Genomic DNA, 24,761 nt, shown 5'->3' on the forward strand with positions numbered 1-24,761 from the left:
CTCCGGCAACCCTCCGGATATGTCGAATTATCTGCGTCTCAAAAGGCCCGGCGCCTCATATTTCTTCACGGTCAATCTCGCGCATCGGGGCGGTGCGCTTCTGACGGACCATGTCGCGGAGCTTAGGCGGTGCTACGCACGCTGCGTCACGGATACACCGTTTCGGACCGACGCCATTGTCGTCCTGCCGGACCATATCCATGCGATCTGGACGCTGCCTGAAGGGGATGCCGACTTTTCCACCCGCTGGCGAAGGATCAAGGCAGGGTTCAGCCGCAGCCTTTCCATTTCGCACCCTCGTTCGCCCAGCAAGCATCGCAAGGGAGAGCGCGGTCTCTGGCAGCGGCGGTATTGGGAACATTGTCTGCGCGATCCGGAGGATTTCCATGCGCATCTGCAATACGTGCTTTGCAACCCGGTCAAACATGGTCTGGTAAGCGTCGCCCGGGATTGGCCCTACTCCTCCATCCACCGCGACATCGCCCGCGCGCGTCTACCGCTTCCGGGTCTGTGACGAGGACCTTGGCCCGTGGCGGTGGGTTTTCACCCACCCTACGGCTGAACGTGCAAGCTGGTGAGGCTGAGGCCTTTAGGTCGCAAGGTCTGGGCATGAACCCCACTGCGCGTTCTTACACCCAGCCTTGATCCCGCGTTCTGCCTAGGCAGCCTTTCTTCACTGCCCCGGACCGGATCCGGGGCCCTAGACCCAAACAAACCGATCCCCACAAAACCGAACCGCCCAACCTCTCACCCACCAAAACGTGAGCCCAAAGCGCGCAGCGGCTGCTAACCTCACGCCATGCGCCACCTCCTCCTTATACTCGCCCTCCTCGCCACACCCGCCGCAGCGCAGGACACCGATCTCGAACTGGTGCTCCTCGCCGACGCCTCGGGCTCCATCGACGCCTCCGAGATTGCCTTCCAACGCGAAGGCTACGCGCAGGCCATCACCGATCCCGACGTGCTCGCCGCCATCGCCGACACGGCCTACGGCTCCATCGCCGTCACATATGTTGAATGGGCCGCGAACCAGGCGGTCGTCGCCCCCTGGACCCGTATCGCGACCGCCGATCAGGCCGAACGCTTCGCCGCAGAACTGCTGTCGAAACCGCGCCAGGCCTACGGACGCAACGCCATCGGCGCAGCCCTTCTCGCGGGCCTCGAATTGATGGAGACGAACGACATCGAGGGCTGGCGCCGCGTCATCGATTTCTCGGGCGACAGCGTGAACAATTACGGCGGGCCATCCATCGCCGATGCCCGCGCCCGCGTCCTGGCCGAGGGTGTGACGATCAACGCCCTGCCGATCCTGCGGCCCGATGATCCCGGCCGCGCCCATGGCGGGCTGGAGGCGGCCTATGCCAACCAGATCATCGGCGGGATGGGGGCCTTCGTCGTCACCGCCGAAAACCGCGCGAGCTTTGCCGAGGCTGTGAAACGCAAGCTGATCCTCGAAATCTCCGGCACCCATGCCCTGCCGCGACATGCAGGCCCCTGACGGGCTTGCCGCGCGCGCCGGTTTGCGCTTCGGTGCCGCCATGCGCCAGATCCTGATCCTCGCCCTCGTCCTGCTTGCCGCCTGCGGACGTCCGCTGACCGAAAACGAGACGGCGTTCGCCCGCGCGCTCCACGGGGACGCCATCGACACACGCGCCGTGCGCTTCCATGACGGGCATTTCGCGGGCTCCTACAGCTACACCCGGCCGGCACGGCCCCGCGTGACCTGCCAGGAGCGGATCTTCCCGCCGCGATCGGGACGCGTGACCGTCTCCCCCGGCGCCACCGCCTTTTTCAACCGCGTGCTCTACCGCGAGGATCTCTACCGCGACGACTATCTTGCGGAATTGCCCGAGGTGATCGACCTCTTCGACGCGATGCTCTTCGCACATGAGATGACGCATGTCTGGCAATGGCAGAACCGCGACCGCACGGGCTTCACCCCATGGCGTGCGGCGCTGGAGCATACGGCCTCCGCCGATCCCTATCTCTTCGAGACCGATCAGGGCGATTTCCTCGATTACGGATACGAGCAACAGGGCTCCATCGTGGAGGAATATGTCTGCTGTCGCCTGCTCGACCCCGAGGCGCCCAGAACCGCGCGGCTGCACCGGATGATTGCGGGGGCGATGGACATCTCGCGGCTCGACACCGTGCTGACCGCGCCGCAGATCCGCATTCCCTGGGCGGGGGCCGAGACGGAGAATATCTGCCGCGCGGAATGATCGCCGTCGCGTCCGCGCCGCGCGGGCCTCTTACTCCTGCAGGCTTTTCAGATAGGTCACCAGATCCGCGACCGGCTCGGACATCATCACCGGCTGCCCCGCACCGGTCTTGAGCGCGACCGACTGCACCCCTTCGAAGAAATCGCCGTAGACCGGCATGGGAGAGCCGTGGCTGACCAGCGGATCCCGCCCGTCGATGCGCATGATCACTCGCATCAGCGGAAAGCGTCCATCCTCGCCGGACGACAGCAGCGTCAGATCGGTCGGCTGGATCAGAAGGGCGGGCGCCATCGGACCGTCGCCCTTGGCCGAAAGGCCATGGCAGGTCGCGCAATGCCGCTCATAGAGGGATTTGCCCACGCCGACATCCTGCCCGGCGGCTGAGAACGGCAAGACGGCCAGAAAAAGCGGAAGAAGGGGGAGACGGAAGACGACACGCATGGGCAACCTCGCTCGCGAAGATGCCCACATCCTGCAATGCCGGTGGCTCTGCGTCGTTGATCCCGGTCAAGGAACCACCCGGAACCGGCACGGATTGCCCGGAATGGAAAAAGGACGATCTACAGCAAAAAGGCGACCCGTAGGCCGCCTCTTTTCGCATGTTCGGGCCTTGCGCCGCCGATCAGAGCTTCGCGACAAATTCGTCGAATTCGCGCTCGGCTTCTTCACGGGTCTTGCCGTACTTGGCCTGGATCTTGCCGATCAGCTGTTCGCGCTCGCCCCGGGTCTCGGCGACCTCGTCTTCGGTCAGCTCGCCCCATTGCTCGCGGATATGGCCCTTCATCTCGGTGAAACGGCCTTTGAGTTCGTCCATATTCATGTCGTCTCTCCTTGCGTTGCCTATCCACACAACGAGCCGGCCGCAGGCACGGTTCCGGAGACACATAGAAATATGTGTTTCGAACTTACCTTAATGATCCATGTCGCCATGCACGGCGAAGGCTTCGAGCTCGGCATCCTGCGGTTCGATCACGCGGTAGGCTTCGCGCACGCCCGCATCCGTCAGCTCGCGGCTGACGGTCAGGATGGTGTTGGGCGTGAAATCGGCGCACATTTCAGCCATTTCGGCGATTTCCGCCTCCGCGACGGAGCGGGCATCCTCCAGCGACGGCGCGCCGTAGATTGCCACGAAATGCTGCGCGAGCCCCTCGACAAGTGTCACGCGCTCCGCCTCTTCGATCCGGGTGACGGCCACGAAGGTCACGCGCCCGAAGGTCTCAAGGCCGAGCCAGCCATTGGCGAAAGCCTGCCGCGCCTTGCCTTCGAGGTCGCCCTCGCCCCAGTTGGAGAACTCGAACCCGCCCGAGATGCACCATTCGCCGGTGCGCGCCGGGCTGGCAAAGACGCGGGTGTCGCTTTCGTCGAAATGGATCGCGCGGGCGAGGTTCATCAGGGCTGCTCCATCATGAGGGACAGGGGAAGAAGATGCGTCGTGCCGTCCTGTTTCACAAGGGCGCCAAGCGTCTCGTCGAGACCCAGGAAATGCCCCGATCGACCGGCCAGCGTCACGTCCTCGCCCAGTTGCCAGACAAGGCCGGAATAATCCCGGTGCAGGGCGGACAAGCCGTCGGTCTCCCAGTCATGCAACCAGTGCAACAGGTGCCGCGCGTAGCTTTCCAGAAGCGGCATGGGCGTCAGATCGCCGCAGCCCTCGGCATAAAGGCTGGTCTCGCCGGGTGTTTCACCCCCATCGGCGCTGCGGGGCACGAAATGCAGATCGATGGTGACCACCATCCAGTCCGGCACGTCGTCTTCGGCGCAAGGCGGCGCGATCATCGCGATGCGTCCCGCCTGACCGCCATTGATATGGACGGCCCCTTCCCAGCCCAGATGCAGCGCCACTTCGGGTGGCGCCACCGATCCCAGCGCGTTCTGCAACGCAACACCGCAAAGCGGCAGAACCACTGCCGCCTCGGCACGCGGGCGATCCGGGGCGAAGACCATCGCCACATGCAGATCTTCGGAGAGCGGATCGTAGAGCACGAGCCCCGGATCGGCACCTTCCTGCGCCGCGCGGATCGCAGCCGCGCGCGGCGCCTCGCCCGCAACGGCGCGGCCGGTCAGAAGCGGCGGAAAATCCGGCGCGCCCCCGCTCATGCCGTCACGCATGCCCGTTCTTGACGAGGTCGCGCGCCACGTCCCGGAAGGCATGCGCCTGCGGGCTATCCGGCTTCGAGACGACAATCGGCGCGCCCCCATCCGAGGCGGTGCGGATGTCGAGATGCAGCGGGATCTCGGCCAGCAAAGGCGCGCCCAGTTTCTCGGCTTCCTTGGCGACGCCGCCGTGGCCGAAGATATGCTCCTCATGTCCGCAATTGGAGCAGATATGCGTCGACATGTTCTCGATCATGCCGACAATCGGCACCTTGAGCTGGGTGAACATGTCGATCCCCTTGCGCGCGTCGAGAAGCGCCACGTCCTGCGGGGTCGAAACGACGATGGCGCCATCCACCTCGAATTTCTGGCTCAGCGTCATCTGCACGTCGCCCGTGCCTGGCGGCAAATCGACGATCAGCACGTCAAGCGCGCCCCATTGCACCTGGTTCATCATCTGCTGCAGCGCGCCCATCAGCATCGGCCCGCGCCAGACAACCGCCTGGCCTTCGTTCATCATCAGGCCGATGGACATCATTGTGACGCCGAAATTCCGCAAGGGCAGGATGGTCTTGCCATCGGGGCTCGCCGGACGGCCCGAGACCCCCAGCATGCGCGGCTGCGAGGGCCCGTAGACATCCGCGTCCAGAAGGCCGACGCGGCGCCCTTCGGCGGCCAAAGCGCAGGCCAGGTTCGACGACACGGTGGATTTGCCGACGCCGCCCTTGCCCGAGGCCACGGCGAGGATGCGGTCGATGCCCGGCACTTTCTGCGGGCCCTGGGGCTTGGGCTTGCCGCCCAGCTTGAGATCCGGCGGCGGCTTCGGAGCTGCATGGGCCGTCATCACGACCGAGACCTGCCCGGCCCCGTCCAGCGCCTTAACGGCCGCTTCCGCCGCCTCGCGCACCGGCCCGTAGGCCTCGCCCTTGTCGCCCGGAACCTCGAGCACGAAGCGCACCGCGCCCGTATCCTCGACATTCAGCGCCTTGACCCGGTTCGCCGCCACGATGTCGCCGCCCGCGGGATCGGAAATGCCTTTGAGTGCGGTCAGAACCGCATCGCGTGTCAGAGCCACTTTTGTGATTATCCCTTGATTGTGCCGGTCACGGTATGGGTGAGGTCCAGCCCGTCCACCGTCAGCGTCACGCGGGCCTCGAAGCTCTCTCCCTCGATCCCGCCCTTGGCGGCGACCGCGTCCTCGATGGCCTTCTGCGAGGTGACACCCACCTGCTTCAGGAACTTCCGCATCGACATGTTCAGTTCTTCGTTCATCGCCTGGCCTCCCCAATCAAAGCGTTGACCTCTCTAGGATAGGCCCACTAGCCTTGCAAGCCACGAGACCGCTGGCAGGGAGGGCCGGATGCGCCTCATCACCGTTCTGTGTGCAGCCTTGGCCGCAAGCCCGGCCCTGGCAGAGGCCGACAAGCGCTTCACTCTCGCGGCGCCCTCCGCGCTCGAGGAAAGCGGCCTGCTCGATTACCTCCTGCCGCGCTTTGCGCTCAAGACCGCGACGCGCATCACCCGCGGCGCCGATCCCGCCAGTGCCGATGCGGTCTTCGAGCGCGACGGCCGCCCGGTCTTCGAAGGCCCGACCGGGCTCTGGGCCCTGCGCGTGGGCGACGACCCGGACGCGCAGGCCTTCGCGGATTGGCTGGGCTCCGAGATCGGGCGCGACACGGTCGCCTCCTTCAGCCGCGATGGCGAAACGCCCTTCTCGACGGAAGTGAAGGCCCCGGTCGCCGTGGCCAAGCTCAACTATTCGGGCGATGTGAACAGCGGCGCCAGCCTGTCGCTGTCGCTCTGCGGACGGTGCCACGTCGTGGGCGAGGTCAACCGCATGAATTCCATCGGCTCCACCCCGTCCTTCGGCATGCTGCGCACCCTGCCCGACTGGTCCCGCCGCTTCGAGGGGTTCTACGCGCTGGCGCCCCACCCTGCCTTCACCCAGATCGAGGAGGTGACATTGCCCTTCGATCCGATGCGGCCCTCGCCCATCGCCCCCATCGAGATGACGCTCGATGAGCTCGACGATATCCTGGCCTTCGTGGCGGATATTCCCCCCGCCGATCTCGGCGAGCCGGTCCAGTCACGCTGACGGGATCGGGCCTGGCGTCCCACGGGGCGGCCCGACGCGAAACACCCCCTCACGTTCGGACCAAAAATACCTCCGGAGGTCTGGAGGCAGGGCCTCCAGCGCGGCCCCTTGGCCGCGATCCCCCGCGCCGCAGGCCGCGCGATCAGTGATCGCGCCGCTTCGACGGGCTTTCGCCGAGGTAATCGTCGGTCGTGCGCACCCGCGGCCGCTCGCCCATGGCGAACGGATTGTTCTGCGCATGAAACTGCGCCCGGACCCGACAATCGTCGCACATCTGGATCATCCGCGCGGCATCCGGGTTCGAGAACATCGCGTGGTTGCCCGCAAGCTTTTCGGTGATGCGGTCGATGGTGGATTTCACCCCGAAAAGCGCGCCGCATTCGATGCAGGCAAAGGGCTCTTCCTCGTTCAGAACCACCTGGCTGAAGGCATGATCGGTGACGTTCATGCGCGGTTGCAGGGCGATGGCGTCCTCGGGGCAGATATTCGCACAGAGCCCGCATTGCAGACAGGCATCTTCCTGGAACAGAAGCTGCGGCTTGTCCGGATTGTCACCCAGGGCCCCCGACGGGCAGAGCGACACGCAGGACAGGCACAGCGTGCAGGCGTCCTGATCGACGAGCACGGCGCCATAGGGCGCGCCTTCCGGCAGATCGATGATCTCGGCCTTGGGCTGCAGCGTCTTGGCCGCCACGCGCGTGACTTGCCGCCGTGTGCCGAGCGGCAGGGCGGGTGCCGCCAGCGCTGCGGCCGCGCCGCCGTAAAGGGCCTCGGGCAGCGCATCGGGATCGGTGATGTCCAGAATCCGCACCGCCTCGGTTCCGGAGAGCGCATTGGCCAGGGCCGCCTCGCCCTCGGGCGTGTCCCGCTCCGTGCGCGGGGCCAACAGAATGTCGACGCGCGCAAATCCGGCCGCGAGGGCGGCCACCATCTCCGCATGACCGAACCGCGCGATGGCATCGGCTTCAAAGGGGATGACATCGGCGGGCAGGCCCCGCCCGAACCGTGCGGCCAGGCGGATCATCTCGCCGCCATGCTCGGCATCATGTACCAGAAGGCGCGGGGCCGCGCCGCCCGCCTCGCGGTAGGTGCGCGCCAGAACGTCGAGCCTGCGAAACACCGCCGAGACCGGCGGTGCGTCATAGCTGATCGCCCCCGACGGACACAAAGCCGCACAGGCGCCGCAGCCCGCGCAGACCATCGGATCGATGCTGACGTGATCGCCCTCGGGGCTGATGGCGCCCGTGGGACAGATATCGAGGCATTTGGAACAGCCCGTCTGCCCCGCCCGCGAATGCGCGCAAAGCGCAGGCTCCGCCCGGATATAGAGCGGCTTTTCGAAGGTGCCGACCATCTGCGCCGCCTGCGCCGCGGCCTCGACCAGCGCCACGGGGCGCGCCGGATCGGCCCGCAGGTAACCCTCGCGCTTTTCCGGTGCGGGAAAGAGCGGCGTCTCGCCACGCAGATCGAGGATGATATCGCACTCTGCCGTCGCCCCGTCGCGCGCCGGTCCGAAATTGAACGTGCCACGACCGCCGGGCACGAGCTGCCGGAACCCGTCGATGCGCACGGTGAAGCCGCCAAGCGCGCCCGACGCGCGGGTGACGCGGCCGCGGATCACGTCGAAGCGCCGGTCGAGCGGCGGCGCGGTCTCGTCGCCCTGCAGAACCGTGACCGCCAATTGATCGGCCAGCGAGGCCGCGGTCTCGAAGGCCGCATCGCCCGAGCCCAGGATGAAGCAGGTGCCTTCAGAGGTGACGTCGCGGCTGCGCGGCGGCGGCATGTCGATCAGCGCCTCGGCGGCAAGTGCGGCCTGTTTCGGCCCCGCCCGGTCGCCCTCGTCGGACCAGCCTGCCCGGTCCCGCAGGTCAACAAAGCCCGGCGCGTCGACGCACAACTCCTCGGCTAGCATTTCGAAAAAAGCGCTTTCCTGTTGGCAGGCGACCAGCACGTCGCCCCCGGCCAATGCCTTCGCGGCGGCCTCTGCGTCATCTTGACACAGCGCGCGATGCACGCGGCTGACCTCGAGGCCTGTCGCGGCGCGCAGGCTTTCGGGGTTCAGGGATTGCGACCCCAGGCAATCGCAGATCAGAAGCTGTTTCACGATATCCCCTCCTTGATCGTGCTTCCCATCGCCCGCCAGGCGGACGCAACCGGCCTGTCTTGCGCATGATGGGGAAATTGTGATTTTCGATAGCGGGCTTATGCCGTATAAACAAGGCAAGGCTCACAGAACGATAGCCAAGGGCCATGGGAGAGAGTTCGATTTCATTCACCGACCGCAAGGCGGCAAGCATCCCTGTCGGGGTGATTGTCGAACGGCGTCCGGGCGTCACGCGCTGGGTCCGCGAGATCTGGCAGCCGCGCGCCCTGCTGCCGAACGCGCCGCCCGCCGATTGGCGTGTGCTGCGCGAGGATGGCGGCCGGATCGAATACCACGCCGCGACCGTTCCGCTCACGCTCTATCGCGGCGAGGCGGAGGCTTACCGGATCTCGCTCAGCGAACCGGTCCCGGCGGCCTATGTCATCATGCGCCCCTCGGCACGCGATGGGTTTCCCTGGTATGTGCATCTCGTCACCGCATCGCCGCATGAGGCCGCTCTGTTCGAGCAATCGGGCGACGAGCTCGTGGAGAAGGTCGCCCTGCCCGACGATCTGATCGGCTGGGCCGGACGCTGGATCGAGGCGCATTACCGTGAGGAGCGGTTCGTGAAGCGCAAGCGGCGCCGCGCTGAAGGGCCCGAGGCCGAAACGCCGCTGGGCGATCCGCGGATCGCGAAACCCACCGATATCTACCGCGCACCGACCGAACGCCGCCACGGGGGCGACACGTGAGCCGCCCGGGCAGCTTCTGGGCCCGCCGCAAGGCGCGTGTCGAAGCCGAAGCGGCCGAAGACGCCCGCAGGGCGGAGGAGGCGCGCGCCGATGCCGTGGCCCAGGACCTCGCCGAGAAGAGCGACGAAGACATCCTCGCCGAATATGGCCTCCCCGATCCCGACGATCTGGTGCCGGGCGACGGCATTGCGGGCTTCATGCGCCGCGAGATCCCCGAACGCCTGCGCCGCCGCGCCATGCGCAAGCTCTGGCGGTCGAACCCGGTCCTGGCCTGTGTCGACGGGCTCAACGATTACGACGACGATTACACCAATGCCGCGACCGACATGCCGGGCGTGAAGACGGCCTACCAGATCGGCAAGGGCATGAAGGCCCATGTAGAGGCCCTCGCCGCCGAGGAAGAGGCGAAGCAAAAAGCTGCAGCCAAGCCCCCGGAGGCTTTGGAGGACGGCACCGCGCCCGACGCGGTTGCTCTCACCGAAGCGGGCACCGTGTCCGAAGCAGACGCCATGTCCGATGTCGGCGCGCAGGCTGATCCGGCAGCCATCGCGCCACCGTCCGGCCATGCTGCACCTGCAGAAACCACTGAAATTCCCGCGGAAAACGAACGGGCTACGACTAAAGTCGCAGACGTTCCCCATGGGACCTCCGAAACACCGTCGTATACAACTGAGGAAAGTCCGCACCGGCCGCGCCGGATGCGATTCCGATTCGAGGAGACCGGATGACACAGGCTGCCAAGGCTGACGGCATCGTAAGCGAAGAGGACCGCCTGCGCGCGGACCTTTACAATTTCCTCGGCCTGCTGCTGGCAGGCCCGCCCGATGAATTGCTGCTCGCGCAGGTCGCGGGCCTTTCCGGCGATGACAGCGATCTCGGTCAGGCGGTCACGCGGCTTGCGGAATGTGCCGCCACATCGAAGCCACGCGATCTGGAGCGCGAATTCAACGCGCTTTTCATCGGTCTCGGCCGGGGTGAGCTTCTGCCCTATGCCAGCTACTACCTGACCGGTTTCCTCAACGAAAAGCCGCTGGCCACCCTGCGGCAGGACCTGCGCGCCCGTGGTGTTACCCGGGCGCCGAACGTGTTCGAGCCCGAGGACAATATCGCGTCGCTGATGGAGGTCATGGGCGCGCTGATCGTGGGACGCTTCGGCGCGCCTGCGCGGCTCGAGGATCAGAAGACGTTCTTCAACAGACATATCGGCCCCTGGGCCGGGCACTTCTTCGCCGATCTCGAAACGGCGAAGTCGGCGATGCTTTACGCCGCCGTGGGCTCGGTCGGTCGGGCCTTCATGGAAATCGAGCGCGAAGCGTTCCGATTGTCGCCGGAGTGATCCGGCCCGGGTCCGGCGCATCCGCGCCCGGGCCTCATCGCTCCAACGGTTCCGGGAGCAGATCGACGGGACCGCACAGCTCGGGTCGCACGCGACCCGCAACCAGAAGAAGGGAGACACTGGGATGTCGAAAGACGAGAAGGCGGACAAGGGCCGTCGGGACTTCCTGAAACTTGCCGGAACCTCAGCCCCCGCAGCCCTTGCGGCCGTGGCGGTCAGCGGCACGGAAGCGGAAGCGGCGGACCTCGCGGAAACCGGTAAATCCGGCATGCAGGACACGGCGCATACCCGCGCCTATTTCGACAGCGCCCGTTTCTGACGGACGGTTTTGATTGATAACCGGTGACAGGGCCGCGGCCCGAACGCCGGATCCTGGCCCGCAAGTCATAAAGACACGGGTACATAGCGGAGGGAACAATGCTCAGGAAAAAGACAAGCGGGGTCGCGCGCCGATCCCAGAGAACCGGCCTTCTGTCGGAAATTTCAGGCAAGTCCGTCGACCGCCGCAGCTTCCTGCGCGGCTCTGGTCTTGCCATCGGGGGCCTTGCGGCGATCAGCGCGACAGCCGGATCGGTCACGCAGGCCTCTGCCCAGCAGGCGGTGAACGATGCCGTGAAGACGGTGAAGTCGGTCTGCACCCACTGCTCAGTCGGCTGCACGGTCGTCGCCGAGGTCCAGGACGGTGTCTGGACGGGCCAGGAGCCCGGCTGGGACAGCCCGTTCAACCTCGGTGCGCATTGCGCCAAGGGTGCATCGGTGCGCGAACACACCCATGGTGAGCGTCGCCTGAAATACCCGATGAAGAAGGTCGACGGCGAGTGGACCAAGATCTCCTGGGAACAGGCGATCAACGAGATCGGCGACGAGATGCTCCGCATCCGCGAGGAAAGCGGCCCGGATTCGGTCTACTGGCTGGGCTCCGCGAAGCACAACAACGAGCAAGCCTACCTGATGCGCAAGTTCGCGGCCTATTGGGGCACGAACAACATCGATCACCAGGCGCGGATCTGTCACTCCACGACCGTTGCAGGCGTTGCGAATACATGGGGCTACGGCGCCATGACCAACTCCTACAACGACATCCACAATTCCCAGGCGATCTTCGTGATTGGCGGCAACCCCGCCGAGGCGCACCCGGTCTCGCTCCTGCACCTTCTGAAGGCCAAGGAGCAGAACAACGCGCCGATGATCGTCTGCGATCCGCGCTTCACCCGCACCGCGGCCCATGCGGACGAGTATGTCCGTTTCCGTCCCGGTACCGACGTGGCGCTGGTCTACGGCATCCTGTGGCACATCTTCGAGAACAAGTGGGAGGATGAGGAATTCATCCGCACCCGTGTCTGGGGCATGGACCAGATCAAGGAAGAGGTTGCCAAGTACGACCCCGAGGAAGTCGAGCGGATCACCGGCGCGCCGGGCTCCCAGCTCGAGCGGGTGGCCCGCACGCTGGCCAACAACCGTCCCGGCACCGTGATCTGGTGCATGGGCGGCACCCAGCACACCAACGGCAACAACAACACCCGTGCCTACTGCATCCTGCAGCTTGCCTTGGGCAACATGGGTGCGGCCGGTGGCGGCACCAACATCTTCCGTGGCCACGACAACGTGCAGGGCGCGACCGACCTCGGTGTTCTCGCCGACACGCTGCCGGGCTATTACGGCCTGTCCGCCGGGTCCTGGGCCCACTGGGCGCGCGTCTGGGAGGAAGACCTCGACTGGCTCAAGGGTCAGTTCAGCCAGGAGACCGCCTCCGACAAGGGCAAGGACGACGTTCCGATGATGAACGTCACCGGCATCCCGGTGTCGCGCTGGATCGACGGTGTCCTCGAAGAAGCCGAGGATATCGACCAGCCCGATCAGACCAAGGCCATGGTGTTCTGGGGCCACGCGCCCAACTCGCAGACCCGCCTGCCCGAGATGAAGACGGCGATGGAGAAGCTCGACCTGCTGGTCGTGATCGATCCCTACCCGACAGTCTCGGCGATCATGAACGATCGCACCGATGGCGTGTACCTGCTGCCGGCCGCGACGCAGTTCGAGACCTATGGCTCGGTCACCGCGTCGAACCGGTCGCTCCAGTGGCGTGAGAAGGTCACCGATCCGATCTTCGAATCGAAGCCCGACCACGTCATCATGAAGCTGTTCGCGGACAAGTTCGGTTTCTCGGACCGTCTGTTCCGCAACATCGAGGTGAACGGTGACGAGCCGCTGATCGAAGACATCACCCGCGAGTTCAACCGTGGCATGTGGACGATCGGCTATACCGGCCAGTCGCCCGAGCGCATGCGCCTGCACATGGAGAACCAGCACACCTTCGACCGCACCACGCTCAAGGCGCTGGGTGGTCCGGCAGATGGCGACTATTACGGTCTGCCGTGGCCGAGCTGGGGCACCGCGGAGATGAACCATCCGGGCTCGCCCAACCTCTATGACATCTCCAAGCCCGTCGCCGATGGCGGCATGGGTTTCCGCGCGCGCTTCGGCGTGGAGCGGGATGGCGACAACCTTCTTGCGGAGGGTGTGGCACCCGTCGGCTCCGAGATCATGGACGGCTACCCCGAGTTCACCATGCAGATGCTGATCGATCTCGGCTGGGACGGTGATCTGACCGACGAGGAACGCGCCTCGATCGAGAAGGTCGCAGGCTACATGCGTCCCGACACGCCCGAGACCGGCGAGCAGAGCCAGACCGGCCCGATCCCGTCGGATTACGCCGAGAAGGTGGGTGGCGTGAACTGGAAGACCGACCTCTCTGGCGGTATCCAGCGCGTCGCGATCAAGCATGGCTGTGCGCCTTACGGCAACGCCAAGGCCCGCGCCGTCGTGTGGACCTTCCCCGATCCGGTGCCGGTCCATCGCGAGCCGCTCTACACGCCGCGTTACGATCTGGTCGCGGATTATCCGACCTACGAGGACAAGAAGTTCTGGCGGGTTCCGACGCTCTACGCGTCGATCCAGAAGGACGATTACTCGAAGGACTTCCCGATCACCCTCACCTCCGGCCGTCTGGTCGAATACGAGGGCGGCGGGGACGAGACACGGTCCAACCCGTGGCTTGCGGAACTGCAGCAGGACATGTTCGTCGAGATCAACCCGCGCGATGCGAACAATCTCAGCATCCGTGACGGGGCGGACGTGTGGGTCTACGGCCCGAATGGCGGCAAGGTGAAGGTGATGGCGATGGTGACCCCGCGGGTTGCCGAAGGCGTCGCGTTCATGCCGTTCCACTTCGGTGGTTTCTGGCAGGGCGAGGATCGCCGCAGCCACTACCCCGAGGGCGCCGACCCCTATGTCCTGGGCGAATCCACCAACACTGCACAGACCTACGGTTACGACTCGGTGACCCAGATGCAGGAAACCAAGGCAACCCTTTGCCGCATCGAAGCCGCGTAAGGAGGAACACGATAAATGGCACGCGCTAAATTTCTCTGCGACGCCGAACGCTGCATCGAATGCAATGCCTGCGTTACGGCCTGTAAAAACGAGCACGAGGTGCCGTGGGGCATCAACCGTCGGCGGGTGGTGACCATCCAGGACGGCCAGCCGGGCGAACGCTCGATCTCGGTCGCCTGCATGCACTGCTCGGACGCGCCCTGCATGGCCGTCTGCCCGGTGGATTGCTTCTACGAGACCTCCGATGGTGTCGTCCTGCACTCCAAGGACCTCTGCATCGGCTGTGGTTACTGCTTCTATGCCTGCCCCTTCGGCGCGCCGCAGTACCCGCAGGCGGGCAATTTCGGCTCCCGCGGCAAGATGGACAAGTGCACCTTCTGCGCCGGTGGCCCCGAAGAGGACACCAGCCAGGCCGAGTTCCAGAAGTACGGTCGCAACCGGATCGCCGAGGGCAAGCTGCCCATCTGCGCCGAGATGTGCTCCACCAAGGCCCTGCTTGCCGGTGACGGCGACGTGGTCTCGGGCATCTACCGCGAGCGCGTCGTCGCCCGCGGCTTCGGCTCGGGCGCCTGGGGCTGGGGAACCGCCTACGACCAGAAGAGCCAGTAAGGCTCGGTATCCAAAGACGGGGGCCGGTCTCGCATCGGCCCCCGTTTTCCGTCCCGGTCGGCAATCGCACGACCCGGCGGGCAGACCCGAACGGCCCCGAGTGCTGCAACCGCGCGCCCCGGGCCGGGCCGTTTCGGTCTTTCCGCACGACAAAACACAAAGACACGGTTCATGGGGGCATAGCGATGACCATCCTGAGATCTCTCCTTCTGACGCTGGCACTTCTGAGCGTCGGGCTGCCACAGGCCGCGGACGCGCAATCGGTCGATCCCGAAGTGCTGCAATCCGAGCCCGATCAGGCCACCACCACCCTTGAAGACATCCTGCGCCGCCAGGAAGGCCTCAGCTCCGACGACACCGAGGCCCGCCGCGAGATCGTGGGCTCCGGCATCGAGCCCGCGCAGAACACCGACACCACGCTCGGCACGCTGGGCGGATCGTCGGATTCGGATCTCTGGCGCGCCTTCCGCTTCGACGAGCGGGACATCACCACCCAGGCCCGCGGCCCGGCCACCAATGTGATCATGCAGGGCGGCGGCCAATGGTGGCTCGATCTGCGCCAGGGTCCGGTCATGACCTATGGCGGCTACCTGCTGCTCGGCACGATCGGCCTTCTGGCGCTGTTCTACCTGCTGAAGGGGCGGATCCGCATTGACGGCGACAAGACCGGCCGCACCATCACGCGCTTCACCGGGATCGAGCGTTTCGGCCATTGGCTTCTTGCAGGCTCCTTCATCATCCTCGCGCTGACGGGCATCCTGTCGCTGATGGGCCGGACCTTCCTGATCCCGCTCTTGGGCCACGAAGCCTTCGCGACCATGGCGCAGGTCTCCAAGTGGCTGCACAACAACGTCTCCTGGGCGTTCATGATTGCCCTCGTCCTCGTCTTCGTGATGTGGGTCGTGCACAACATCCCCGACCGCACGGACATCAACTGGATCCTCAAGGGCGGCGGCCTGCTGATCAAGGGCCACCCGCCCGCGAAGAAGTTCAACGCCGGTCAGAAGATGATCTTCTGGGTCGTGATCCTGTTCGGTGCCTCCGTGTCGGCATCGGGCCTGGCGCTGCTGTTCCCGTTCCAGATCACCCTGTTCGAGCCGACCTTCGCGCTTCTGAATTCCTGGGGCGTGCCCTCGATGATCGGGATGGAGGCCTTCCCGACCGGCATGGAACCGCAGGAAGAGATGCAGTACGCGCAGCTCTGGCACGCGATCATCTCCTTCGTGATGATGGCCGTGATCCTCGCCCACATCTATATCGGCTCCGTCGGCATGGAGGGCGCGTTCGACGCCATGGGCAACGGCGAGGTCGAGGAACAATGGGCCAAGGAGCACCATTCGATCTGGGCCGAGGAAGAGATCGCCAAGCGCAACGTCTCGCCCAAGACCTCCGGCTCCGGCACATCGGCCACGCCTGCGGAGTAAGACGAGGATGCGTCTGCCCGCGCTCCTGACCTGTCTGGCCGTCGCCGCGCAATCGGCGGCGGCTCAGGACTATTACACCCTCGATGGCCATGGCGGGCCGGTGATGGATGTCACCGTCGGCCCGGATGGCACGGTCGCCACGGCGAGCTTCGACAATGCCGTGGGCCTCTGGTCCGACCGGGCACCGCGCTGGCTCGATGGCCATGAGGCGGCGGTGAACACCGTGCTGTTCCTGTCCGAGACCGAGGCGGTCTCCGGCGCGGATGATTTCGACCTGATCCGCTGGGATCTCGCCACGGGGGCGGCCACTCGCCTGCCCGGCCATCAGGGCAAGGTCATGGCGCTCGATGCAGCGGGGAGCCACATCGCCTCAGCGAGCTGGGACGGCACGATCGGGCTCTGGCCCCTAGCGGGCAATAAGCCGCGCTTTCTGGATGGCCATGACGGGCCGGTCAACGACGTGGCCTTCATCGCGAATGGCGCGCGGCTCTACTCCGCCTCTGCCGACGGCACGCTTTGCCTTTGGGATGCCGCCACCGGCGAATTGATCGAGGTGGTCGTGGAGCATGGCTTCGGGCTGAACGAGATCGTCCTTGACGAGGCCGCAGGCTGGCTGGCCTACGGGGCGGTCGACGGTGTCACCCGCGTGATCGACTTGAAGACCGGCGAGAGCCTCGCCGATCTGACCCTCGACCGTCGCCCGATCCTGGCCCTCACCCGCTCCGCCGATGGCAGCCAGATCGCGATTGGCGATGGCGAGGGATACATCTCCGTCATCGCCACGGATGGATGGCGCATCACGCAGGATTTCCGCGCCACGACGCGCGGCCCCATCTGGGCGCTGGCCTTCTCACCCTCGGGAGAGAACGTGCACGCCGCCGGGCTCGATACCCGCGTGCATTCCTGGCCCGTGGCCCGTCTCGGGGAAGACGGGCAGATGCAGACCGAGGACAGCGCCTTTCTGGCCGATCCCGCGTCGATGCCCAACGGCGAGCGGCAGTTCAAACGCAAATGCTCCATCTGCCATACGCTGACACCCGGCTCCGCCCGCCGCGCGGGCCCGTCGCTTTACGGGTTGTTCGGACGCCGCGCAGGCATGGTCGCCGATTACAGCTATTCCGACGCGCTCGACGGGCGCGATCTGGTCTGGACCGAAGAGACGGTCGATGCCCTCTTCGATATCGGTCCGGAACATTATATCCCCGGCACCAAGATGCCGATGCAACGCATCACCGGCCCGGATGACCGGGCTGATCTGATCGCCTATCTGCGCCGCGAGACGGCGCCAAAGGAGACACTGGAATGAAAGCCATGTTCATCGGATTCGCCGCAATTGCCGTTATTGCCGTCGGCGCCTGGTATGGCCTCAATGTCTGGGGCTTCTCCGCCGCGGACACGACCGCGAGCCCCTCGGCAGTGCGCGTGGGCGATGCGGGGCCAAGCAACCCCGCGGTCCGCCCGCCCGAGTGATCGCCCCCGCCGCCGCGTCCTATTCGGGATCGCGCGTGAGCGGCGCATCGTCGTCTCCGGCCAGAACCGCCGTTTCAGGCGTCGTGGCGCGGGTGGAGGGCGCGGCCCGGAACGCGGTCTTGTCCTCGGGGGCGACAGCCGCGCGGGTCCGGATCCGCAACAGCGCGAACAGGATCAGCAGCACATGCGCCGAGCCGGTCACCCAAAATAGGGAGGCCGTTCCGATCCCGGTCATCGCAAAGCCCGCCACGGTCGGCCCGACGATGGAGCCCACGCCGAAGACCAGTAAAAGCCCGCCCGAGACCTGCAGCGACGTGCCGGGCGGAGCGTGGTCATTCGCATGCGCCACAATGAGCGGATACATCGCGTAGACCGACGCGCCGAAGACGGCAGAGACGGCGAGCACCGGCCAGACCGCCTCGAGCCCCGCGAATATGAACGTGGCATCCGCGCATAGCCCCAGAAGCCCCACGCCCACCAGCACGACCCGGCGGTCGAGCTTGTCTGAAAGCGCCCCCACCGGCACCTGCGCCAGCGCGCCGGCCAGCACCGGCACGGAGGCAAACAGCGCCACATCCGACAAGCTCAGCCCGATCCGCGCGGCATAGACCGCCGAAAGCGCGCCGAAGGCCGCATTCGACACGCCCACCATCAGCACCGAAAAGACCGCGATGGGCGAGTTGAGCCACAACCCCTTGAGATCGAGCCGGACGCTGACCAGCGCCGTGGGCGTCGTCGTGGCCGAAACCGCGGTCGGCAGAAGCGCCAGGCAATAGACCATGGCGGCCAGCACGAAGAACAGATAGCCCGCCGGATCCCCCAGCGTGATGATCAATTGACCCGCCGTCGTCGCGCCGAGATTGACCATCGTGTAGACCCCGAAGATCCGCCCGCGCGAGGCATTGTCCGCCTTGTCGTTGAGCCAGCTTTCCACGACCATCGCCGCACCCGCGAAGCAGAACCCGGCAAGACCGCGCAGCGGAATCCAGACCCAGGGCGTCAGGAACAGCAGCGATGCGAGGACGGTGATCGCGGCAATCGCGCACATCGCGCCGAACGACCGCACATGCCCCACCCGCTTCACCAGCCACGGCGTGAAGAGACAGCCCAGCACATAGCCCAACGCCCATCCCGTGCCGAGAAGGCCGAGCGAGGCCGCGGTGAACCCCTCGATCTCGCCGCGGATGGGAAGGATCAGGCCATTCAGCCCGCCCGCGAACAACAAAAGCGCGGAGCCGAGCAGCAGGGCTCCGAGAGGGAAGAGGTTCCGGATCATACAGCCACGTTCTTGCCTTGGAGACTCGGCCCCGACGCTAACGGGGCCCGTGCGATCTGGCAATCGCGCCACGGAAGCCGGGGCGGGAAAGCGGGGATACCTGCGCGGATCACGTGGCCCGGACGGGTTTTGAGAGTTAAATGCTGGCGATCCCTGAAGGTCGGCGCGTTCATAGTTGAATCAGTCACTTACGCTGTAAAACAGCCTGAATGACCCCATTGATTTTCAACGGTTTTTTCTGAGTTTTGTAAAACCGTCGCTCAGGATATGGCTTTCATGTCTCACAGGTAATTTTCCTGGCACACTTGGACGGAGTGGTGCGGCAAACGCTGAGGACTCTGTGTAAGAGCTTACGGATCCGCGTGCCTCGTTCCGGTTGGAACTTGATCATGCATCAATCAGCAGAAACCCATCTGCCAAGACCGTCTTTGGGGCCAGCATGTTTGTCGACCAGTTTGAAGATGACGACGTCATATACTTCGATGCCAATGACGGCCTCACCATAAACACAGACTTGAACAGGCTTCTTATCTTTCGGAACACCGCGAGAGGTTGGATAGTCAAAGAGTTCAGCTCGTCAAACGTACTCGACCTATACGAAGAGGAGGTCGTTTCCGGCGCCGATCAGGCAACTCACGGCTGGGCGACCAAGGCACACGCCGTCGGTGCAGGGATGGGTGCGCCGATCATCACCTCGAGGCAGATGGAGGCATCTCGGAACCTGACTGGCGTTAGGATCAAGCTCCGGTCAACCGATTTGCCGAATATCTTCATCCACGTAAGCAATCCGTGGGAGCGCAAGGCTTTCGTAGACGCCATGCGACAGGCTTTACGAGGTGGACGTATCTATGAATTTTACGGCGATGTGCCTGACCATGTAAGGCAAGTTTTCCAGCGGCCTGCGGTCACAAGAACGGCGAAAACTCCCCGAAAGACAGCGGTGGCAACCGATGGTCAGAATGGAGCTGAGGAAAACTGCCTTCAACACCGACGAGATCGCCAAGACTTGGCTGAACGCGAGCCGACGAACAAATCTCAAAATTGGTCGGTTGCGCTCCTCACCGTTTTTGTCGGAATGACCATAGTCGTAGCCATCGCCTAGGGCTTCGACAGACGAAGGACGATCACCTCAGCGATATTATGATCTGTCTGGCCTTTTGAGCCCAGAGGGTTCAAAGAGCAGATGTGGGCGCCTTTGGGTGTCGTGGACACCATTGCTTGTGGGAGAAGCGCAACACAACTGTTCGTCGCGGCTTCGGTTAGTGTTACAGATTGGCTCCACAAACTACGGTCTGGTGCGACATCAGCCACCGAGGAGGCATAATGAACGATATATCCCCGATCGGGCCTACACCTTCGGCAGGCGATAGTCGGATTGACGAAGGTCTTCGACAGCTCTTTCTTCTGGCGCTCGATGGTGAAATTGCATTTGAGGAAAAGGCCCAACGTCTTCTGGGTATTGGCTGCGAAGCTCTTAACCTCTCGCTGGCAATCATAAGTGTGGTCACAGACGGCCGGTACGTTGTTCGCTTCAGTCATGCGCTTGAGGACGCTCCTGCGCCAGGGACAGCATTTGACCTGTCGGGCACTTATTGCGCCCACACGCTTCAGGCGGACGATGTGACCGCCTTCCACCACGTTGCCGAGTCCGAGATCCGAACCCATCCGTGCTATAGGGATTTTGGCCTTGAGAGTTACATCGGGGTTCCCTTGCGGGTGAACGGGCAGGTACACGGCACTCTCAACTTCTCGAGCCCGAAGGCCTTAAACCGGCCCTTCAATGACAAAGAGTACCAGTTAATACGTCACTTCGGCCAATGGATCTCCAAAGAGTGGGAACATGCCAAATCGAAACGTGAGCTCGACCAACAAACGACGCTTCTGCAAGCCATCCTCACTTCGATGCCGGACGCCGTTGTCTTCGCGAGCCCTGAACGCGAAATCATCTCCGTGAACCCTGCTGCCGAGGCAATGTTCGGCTATCCCGTCTCCGACTTGATCGGGCGTCAAACCTCAGCGCTTTACTCGAGCTTAGCAGCCTACCAGGAAGCCGGAGAAAAAGCTTACAACGGTTGGAAATCCGGTAAGAACGAACCAATGCTCGTCGAGTACATGCACCAGTCCGGTCGCATGATTGTCGGCGAAACGCACTCAATTCCGATGGACTCACGTGATGGAAGCCGGATGGGTTACCTCGCAGTCATCCGGGACGCCACTCAGCGCAGCAAGTTGGACGCGGAGCGCGACAACGCGATCTCTACGGCAAGCCATGAGCTCAAGACCCCCCTTACGTCCCTTAAGGGCGCCCTTCGCCTTCTGGACCTTTATGCCGCCGATCTGCCATCTGACGCGAAGCAGCTGCTCAAGACCGCTTCGAGGAACTCGGATCGCCTTGAGGCACTGACACGAGCGATTTTGGATGCGGGTAAATTATCCAGCCAGCAGACCAACGTAGATCGCGAAGAGGTGAGCCTCACTTTTTTGCTCAACGTCTGCATCATCGACACGAAACAGTTTGCAGCCGACAACAATGTCTCTGTGAGCTTTTCCAGCTCGGCTCAGAGGGACTACATCGTGCACGGCGTCGAAGCCATGCTCCTGCAGCTCGCGGTCAATTTAGCGACGAACGCTATCAAGGCGTCGCCAAAAGGCGGTCAAGTCGAGCTCGGGCTACTGGAACGCCGCTGCGGATTTTGGGTCCGAGATCGTGGAAACGGCATCCCCGAACAGATGAGACCGGTCCTCTACGACCGGTTCACAAAAGCAAGCGAGACCTCATACCGCTTTGGTGGCGGCACAGGCCTTGGCATGAGTATCGTCAAAGCGATCGTCGACCAGCACCACGGACATATTTCGTTCAAGAGCGAGATCGGCTCTGGGACGACATTCTACGTCGAATTGCCAGAGGCCGGGTAGTCGGGCTTTTGCGAAGCACGCCCGGCGCGTGATGAGACCGAGCGCGGGCAAGCATCTTGATAATGACCGTGCGATGGGGTTCGAACCGCCGACCTCTTCGGTGTTAACGAAGCGACCGCCAGTCAACGTACAACGATTTAGTCCAAGGCACTCTTTTTATTCATGGAAATATTCACGTCTGAGGAGCATGTATCGGTTCATGCTGGTTCAATGAACCAGGGCGCGCTTCGTAAGCAACATCAATTCCCCTGTTGCTTCGTGCGCTGGTTGCTGTAACAACGGTTACCCCCAGATCGGCGCAACGCGACGCTCTTGACTCAGATCTCACGCGTTTAGCGCAGGTCCGAAAAACACATTCGAAGCAAGGCAAGTGATGGCACTTTTGACGAGGTAGTGTCGACTAACAGGCGCGTTGGATGAAAAGGTGAAGCGCGTGAGTAGACTCCCAGAAAATCTGAGCTTAGACCGGAACCCAGTGAGCATTCCATTGCGCCCAACAGAACCCTTTATCAATAATCCAGCAGGCCTCTTTGAAGAAATTATCTAAAAAAGATCGACAGAGATCTATTCGGCTTTCCCACAAAAGACAACAAAGAAACCTGCGAAGAAAGCAGTTCCCTTACGTTTCAAATCAAGTATTCGACATTGTTTTCCCAGGAAACTTCTCCCTGACAGAAAATTATTCGGCATCTATGGAGACAATAGAGCAAATTAAGGAATTCGGGCATGCAGTAGGCGTCAAACCTCGCCGTATTCAACTGGACTTAACCGAGTGTCACTCGATTTCGATTGGGGCAATCCTGGTTATGTCATCAGAGATCAACCGCGTATTAGCAAGAAATGGCCGTATGAGAAATCGCCGTTTTGTAGCATATCGCCTTGGAGCATGGGACAGTAAGGTAACTGCTCACTTAGATGATGTGGGATTCTTTAGCCTTCTCGGCATATCTCTAAACATCGAATGGCCATCCGACTTGTTCAATGATGGTTTTTCATTAGTTCAGCTAATACAGTGCGGACGCTTCGATACTGAAAGAGTCGCTAGGCTAACCAATGAACTGAAAGGTGTCGCGGACTTCTTTGAGCAAAGCTTTTTTGTTTATGAAGGCGTTGTTGAGGCCGTACACAATACTGTTGATCACGCCTACCCATCAGACGCTAAGTTCAAATATCCACCACTACCCGGATCTAATTGGTGGGCTACTGCCAGCTATTCCGCCAAATCTCAGCAGATTCGCGTAGTAGTATTTGATCAAGGTATTGGAATACCTGCGTCGCTTCCGCGCTGGGGGCGGTACGAGCGGGTACTGGAAAAGATTGGTAACCTTGCTCCGGAAATTTCGCGTTTGGTCAAAGAAGACGCATACATGATCGCAGCGGCCATCGAAGTGTCGCGCACTGCTCGTGAGAGCGATCAAGGCAGAGGTCAGGGGTTGAAAGAGATCTTTTCGATCGTAGACGAGGTAGAAGGAGCGAAAGTTCGTGTATTGAGCGGCCACGGAGAAGTCTTATATGACGCTCTGCAAGGGCTTCGAGCGCACTCGCTGGATCGGCACATTGGTGGTACACTGATCGAGTGGGACGTGCCTGCACAAGCTCGTACGCAACAGGAGGAAACCTGATGGACGTAATCAGAGTCGTACAAGACTTCCATCCCCGGCCCGCGGGTCGATATCCTGCGGACGGCGAAGGAAATGGTACAACATTTCGCGAGCGTTTCTTGCTTCCGGCTCTTAGAAATAGAACACCGGTGGTTGTCGATCTCGACGGCGCTCCAGGGTACCCATCCTCCTTCCTGGAAGAAGCGTTCGGCGGTTTGGTTCGAGAGCAAGTGAAGCCGGAAGTGATTCGCGAATTCTTGAAGTTCAAGTACTCGCAGCCAGGCTTTAAACGCTACGAGCGTCGAATCTGGGAACATATCGACCGCGCTTCGATGGTATCGAACTGAGTAGCAACGTTATTTTGGACTTTTTGCGAACAGTTGCAGCTTCTGCACTAGGTTTCCTAGTCGTTCAGTTTCTAACGGCGTGGCTAAAGTCTCGCTTCAACCACGCAACTTTTCTTGAAAGTGAGCGTACCGATGATGTGACGTCCATATCAAGCACGGTAGCTGCGGCTGTAGAGGAAGCCACCGACTACTGGAGTCGAGATGCGCTTAAAGATGAGGCTGCGATTGAAGCGAGAATAGTGGCTGCGATGCCCGAAATTTCGACCTGCATTGAGGGCCTATTCCAGAATAGGATAGATCTCAGAGGTGCATGCGACTTGGAATTGGATCGTTTTGAAGATGCGCTCACAAGAGGTGATTTTGGATCCACACTTCGTCAAGCTGAACCACAACGGCTAAGCGAAATTATTAATGCGGGCAATCGTTTGAAGCGAAAAGTTCGCACCTGCCGCCGGAAGCTCAAGCCCGTTTGGTTTTCCCGCCACTAACGCAAGTCGAAAGCTCAACTTACTAGGTTCTTTATTGTGAAGAACTTTTTGCATTGAGCGAATTTCGCTGTGCTCATGTTTTATCATGGGGCGTACAACCTGCGACGGATTGGTGGGCTCGACAATCTGTAGCGCTAGGCCGCAGTTCATGTCTTATCTAAAAACAAGGAATGTGGCCTGAGATGGCTCTGACGACTTGAAGAAGATTGGTCAAGCTGAGCCTACTGACGTGCTCAGATAGATTAAGCCAACCGCAAAAAAGGCACGGCGTTCACAGTTTCATGACGAGTGCAGAGGCGTATCAGCGGCATGCTGCGAATAATCCGAAAGGAAGTCGAACCGCCGGGCCACCTTCTGCAGGGCGTAGGGCTCCACAATCCGATCGAGAACGCCTTCGCCCGGCACTAGCGCGCACACTGCGTCCGTAACCGAGATCTGCGCCAGCATGGTTTGCTGCCGTTTCCACACATCGACACCGACTTCGGGGCCCTATTGGTGCGTCGCGATGCGTAAATTCTATCTGAAGATGCGCCACCGACAGGAAGGCACCGGCGGCGCGGGAAACTCTGAAAAAACTTGGGCAAATAAAATCCCGCATTTTCCAATGGTCCGGAAAAAACGCACCCAAAATGCTGCTTACCGATAACAGCTCTAC

Annotated in this window: 26 protein-coding genes; 18 read left to right on the plus strand and 8 right to left on the minus strand. The window is 62.7% G+C overall.

Features of this window, described 5'->3' with window-relative positions; all coding sequences use genetic code 11:
• Window positions 1-19 precede the first annotated feature (19 nt).
• The 3 genes from FIV09_RS13855 to FIV09_RS13865 all read left to right on the plus strand — a co-directional run bounded on the left by FIV09_RS13855 (window position 20) and on the right by FIV09_RS13865 (window position 2,222).
• Window positions 20-514, plus strand: a complete 495-nt coding sequence (locus tag FIV09_RS13855; protein WP_152450708.1) for a transposase — start codon at window positions 20-22, stop codon at window positions 512-514.
• Between the two features lie 285 nt (window positions 515-799).
• Complete coding sequence (locus FIV09_RS13860; protein WP_152450709.1) at window positions 800-1,498, plus strand: DUF1194 domain-containing protein; 699 nt, start codon at window positions 800-802, stop codon at window positions 1,496-1,498.
• Window positions 1,470-2,222 (plus strand): hypothetical protein, encoded by a 753-nt coding sequence (locus FIV09_RS13865; RefSeq protein ID WP_371417707.1) that lies wholly within the window; start codon window positions 1,470-1,472, stop codon window positions 2,220-2,222. The genes FIV09_RS13860 and FIV09_RS13865 overlap by 29 nt, the downstream gene beginning before the upstream one ends.
• Window positions 2,223-2,252: 30 nt before the next feature.
• On the opposite strand, the gene FIV09_RS13870 is transcribed toward FIV09_RS13865, so the two are convergent.
• The 6 genes from FIV09_RS13870 to FIV09_RS13895 all read right to left on the minus strand — a co-directional run bounded on the left by FIV09_RS13870 (window position 2,253) and on the right by FIV09_RS13895 (window position 5,588).
• Window positions 2,253-2,663: a cytochrome c gene (locus FIV09_RS13870; protein WP_152450711.1), complete on the minus strand. Its 411-nt coding sequence runs from the start codon at window positions 2,661-2,663 to the stop codon at window positions 2,253-2,255.
• Between the two features lie 181 nt (window positions 2,664-2,844).
• Window positions 2,845-3,042, minus strand: coding sequence for a CsbD family protein (locus FIV09_RS13875; RefSeq protein ID WP_152450713.1), 198 nt, complete (start codon window positions 3,040-3,042; stop codon window positions 2,845-2,847).
• 90 nt (window positions 3,043-3,132) lie between these two features.
• The gene (locus FIV09_RS13880) at window positions 3,133-3,612 is read right to left on the minus strand and encodes a DUF6505 family protein (protein ID WP_152450714.1); all 480 of its coding nucleotides are present in this window, start codon (window positions 3,610-3,612) and stop codon (window positions 3,133-3,135) included.
• Window positions 3,612-4,331: a biotin/lipoate--protein ligase family protein gene (locus FIV09_RS13885; protein ID WP_172976581.1), complete on the minus strand. Its 720-nt coding sequence runs from the start codon at window positions 4,329-4,331 to the stop codon at window positions 3,612-3,614. Before FIV09_RS13885 ends, FIV09_RS13880 begins: the two co-directional genes overlap by 1 nt.
• Window positions 4,324-5,391: an Mrp/NBP35 family ATP-binding protein gene (locus FIV09_RS13890; protein ID WP_152450717.1), complete on the minus strand. Its 1,068-nt coding sequence runs from the start codon at window positions 5,389-5,391 to the stop codon at window positions 4,324-4,326. The genes FIV09_RS13885 and FIV09_RS13890 overlap by 8 nt, the downstream gene beginning before the upstream one ends.
• An 8-nt stretch (window positions 5,392-5,399) precedes the next feature.
• Window positions 5,400-5,588, minus strand: a complete 189-nt coding sequence (locus tag FIV09_RS13895) for a DUF6494 family protein (RefSeq protein ID WP_152450719.1) — start codon at window positions 5,586-5,588, stop codon at window positions 5,400-5,402.
• 88 nt (window positions 5,589-5,676) lie between these two features.
• On the opposite strand from FIV09_RS13895, the gene FIV09_RS13900 reads away from it, so the two are divergent.
• A complete protein-coding gene (locus FIV09_RS13900; RefSeq protein ID WP_152450721.1) occupies window positions 5,677-6,411 on the plus strand; it encodes a hypothetical protein in 735 nt (244 codons plus the stop codon).
• Between the two features lie 142 nt (window positions 6,412-6,553).
• Here FIV09_RS13900 and FIV09_RS13905 read toward each other — a convergent pair whose 3' ends face one another.
• Complete coding sequence (locus FIV09_RS13905; protein ID WP_152452611.1) at window positions 6,554-8,518, minus strand: 4Fe-4S binding protein; 1,965 nt, start codon at window positions 8,516-8,518, stop codon at window positions 6,554-6,556.
• 143 nt (window positions 8,519-8,661) lie between these two features.
• Here FIV09_RS13905 and FIV09_RS13910 point away from each other — a divergent pair, with 143 nt between their 5' ends.
• From FIV09_RS13910 to FIV09_RS20445, 9 genes are all read left to right on the plus strand, one after another.
• The gene (locus FIV09_RS13910; protein WP_254702233.1) at window positions 8,662-9,246 is read left to right on the plus strand and encodes a DUF3305 domain-containing protein; all 585 of its coding nucleotides are present in this window, start codon (window positions 8,662-8,664) and stop codon (window positions 9,244-9,246) included.
• Window positions 9,243-9,974, plus strand: a complete 732-nt coding sequence (locus tag FIV09_RS13915) for a DUF3306 domain-containing protein (RefSeq protein WP_152450723.1) — start codon at window positions 9,243-9,245, stop codon at window positions 9,972-9,974. The genes FIV09_RS13910 and FIV09_RS13915 overlap by 4 nt, the downstream gene beginning before the upstream one ends.
• Window positions 9,971-10,582, plus strand: coding sequence for a molecular chaperone (locus FIV09_RS13920; protein ID WP_152450724.1), 612 nt, complete (start codon window positions 9,971-9,973; stop codon window positions 10,580-10,582). Before FIV09_RS13915 ends, FIV09_RS13920 begins: the two co-directional genes overlap by 4 nt.
• Window positions 10,583-10,706: 124 nt before the next feature.
• Window positions 10,707-10,901, plus strand: coding sequence for a twin-arginine translocation signal domain-containing protein (locus FIV09_RS13925; RefSeq protein WP_152450726.1), 195 nt, complete (start codon window positions 10,707-10,709; stop codon window positions 10,899-10,901).
• Between the two features lie 98 nt (window positions 10,902-10,999).
• Window positions 11,000-13,975: a formate dehydrogenase subunit alpha gene (locus FIV09_RS13930; RefSeq protein WP_152450728.1), complete on the plus strand. Its 2,976-nt coding sequence runs from the start codon at window positions 11,000-11,002 to the stop codon at window positions 13,973-13,975.
• 15 nt (window positions 13,976-13,990) lie between these two features.
• Entirely contained in the window at window positions 13,991-14,584 is a 594-nt protein-coding gene (gene fdh3B / locus FIV09_RS13935; RefSeq protein WP_152450730.1) for a formate dehydrogenase FDH3 subunit beta, read from the plus strand.
• 185 nt (window positions 14,585-14,769) lie between these two features.
• The gene (locus FIV09_RS13940) at window positions 14,770-16,008 is read left to right on the plus strand and encodes a formate dehydrogenase subunit gamma (RefSeq protein WP_152450732.1); all 1,239 of its coding nucleotides are present in this window, start codon (window positions 14,770-14,772) and stop codon (window positions 16,006-16,008) included.
• Between the two features lie 7 nt (window positions 16,009-16,015).
• Window positions 16,016-17,314, plus strand: a complete 1,299-nt coding sequence (locus FIV09_RS13945; protein WP_152450734.1) for a c-type cytochrome — start codon at window positions 16,016-16,018, stop codon at window positions 17,312-17,314.
• Complete coding sequence (locus FIV09_RS20445; RefSeq protein WP_172975734.1) at window positions 17,311-17,478, plus strand: hypothetical protein; 168 nt, start codon at window positions 17,311-17,313, stop codon at window positions 17,476-17,478. The genes FIV09_RS13945 and FIV09_RS20445 overlap by 4 nt, the downstream gene beginning before the upstream one ends.
• 19 nt (window positions 17,479-17,497) lie before the next feature.
• Here FIV09_RS20445 and FIV09_RS13950 read toward each other — a convergent pair whose 3' ends face one another.
• Window positions 17,498-18,754, minus strand: a complete 1,257-nt coding sequence (locus tag FIV09_RS13950) for an MFS transporter (protein WP_152450736.1) — start codon at window positions 18,752-18,754, stop codon at window positions 17,498-17,500.
• A 439-nt stretch (window positions 18,755-19,193) separates the two neighbouring features.
• Between FIV09_RS13950 and FIV09_RS13955 the strand changes: the two genes are divergently transcribed.
• The 5 genes from FIV09_RS13955 (at window position 19,194) to FIV09_RS13975 (ending at window position 24,106) form a co-directional block, all read left to right on the plus strand.
• A complete protein-coding gene (locus FIV09_RS13955) occupies window positions 19,194-19,856 on the plus strand; it encodes a hypothetical protein (protein ID WP_152450739.1) in 663 nt (220 codons plus the stop codon).
• Between the two features lie 221 nt (window positions 19,857-20,077).
• Window positions 20,078-21,670 (plus strand): ATP-binding protein, encoded by a 1,593-nt coding sequence (locus FIV09_RS13960; protein ID WP_152450741.1) that lies wholly within the window; start codon window positions 20,078-20,080, stop codon window positions 21,668-21,670.
• Window positions 21,671-22,200: 530 nt separating this feature from the next.
• Entirely contained in the window at window positions 22,201-23,292 is a 1,092-nt protein-coding gene (locus tag FIV09_RS13965; protein WP_152450743.1) for a hypothetical protein, read from the plus strand.
• Window positions 23,292-23,618, plus strand: a complete 327-nt coding sequence (locus tag FIV09_RS13970; RefSeq protein ID WP_152450745.1) for an STAS-like domain-containing protein — start codon at window positions 23,292-23,294, stop codon at window positions 23,616-23,618. Before FIV09_RS13965 ends, FIV09_RS13970 begins: the two co-directional genes overlap by 1 nt.
• A gap of 14 nt (window positions 23,619-23,632) precedes the next feature.
• Window positions 23,633-24,106 (plus strand): hypothetical protein, encoded by a 474-nt coding sequence (locus tag FIV09_RS13975; protein ID WP_152450747.1) that lies wholly within the window; start codon window positions 23,633-23,635, stop codon window positions 24,104-24,106.
• The last annotated feature ends 655 nt before the right edge of the window (window positions 24,107-24,761 follow it).

The sequence above is a fragment of the Roseivivax sp. THAF197b genome (assembly GCF_009363255.1).
Classification (GTDB): domain Bacteria; phylum Pseudomonadota; class Alphaproteobacteria; order Rhodobacterales; family Rhodobacteraceae; genus Roseivivax.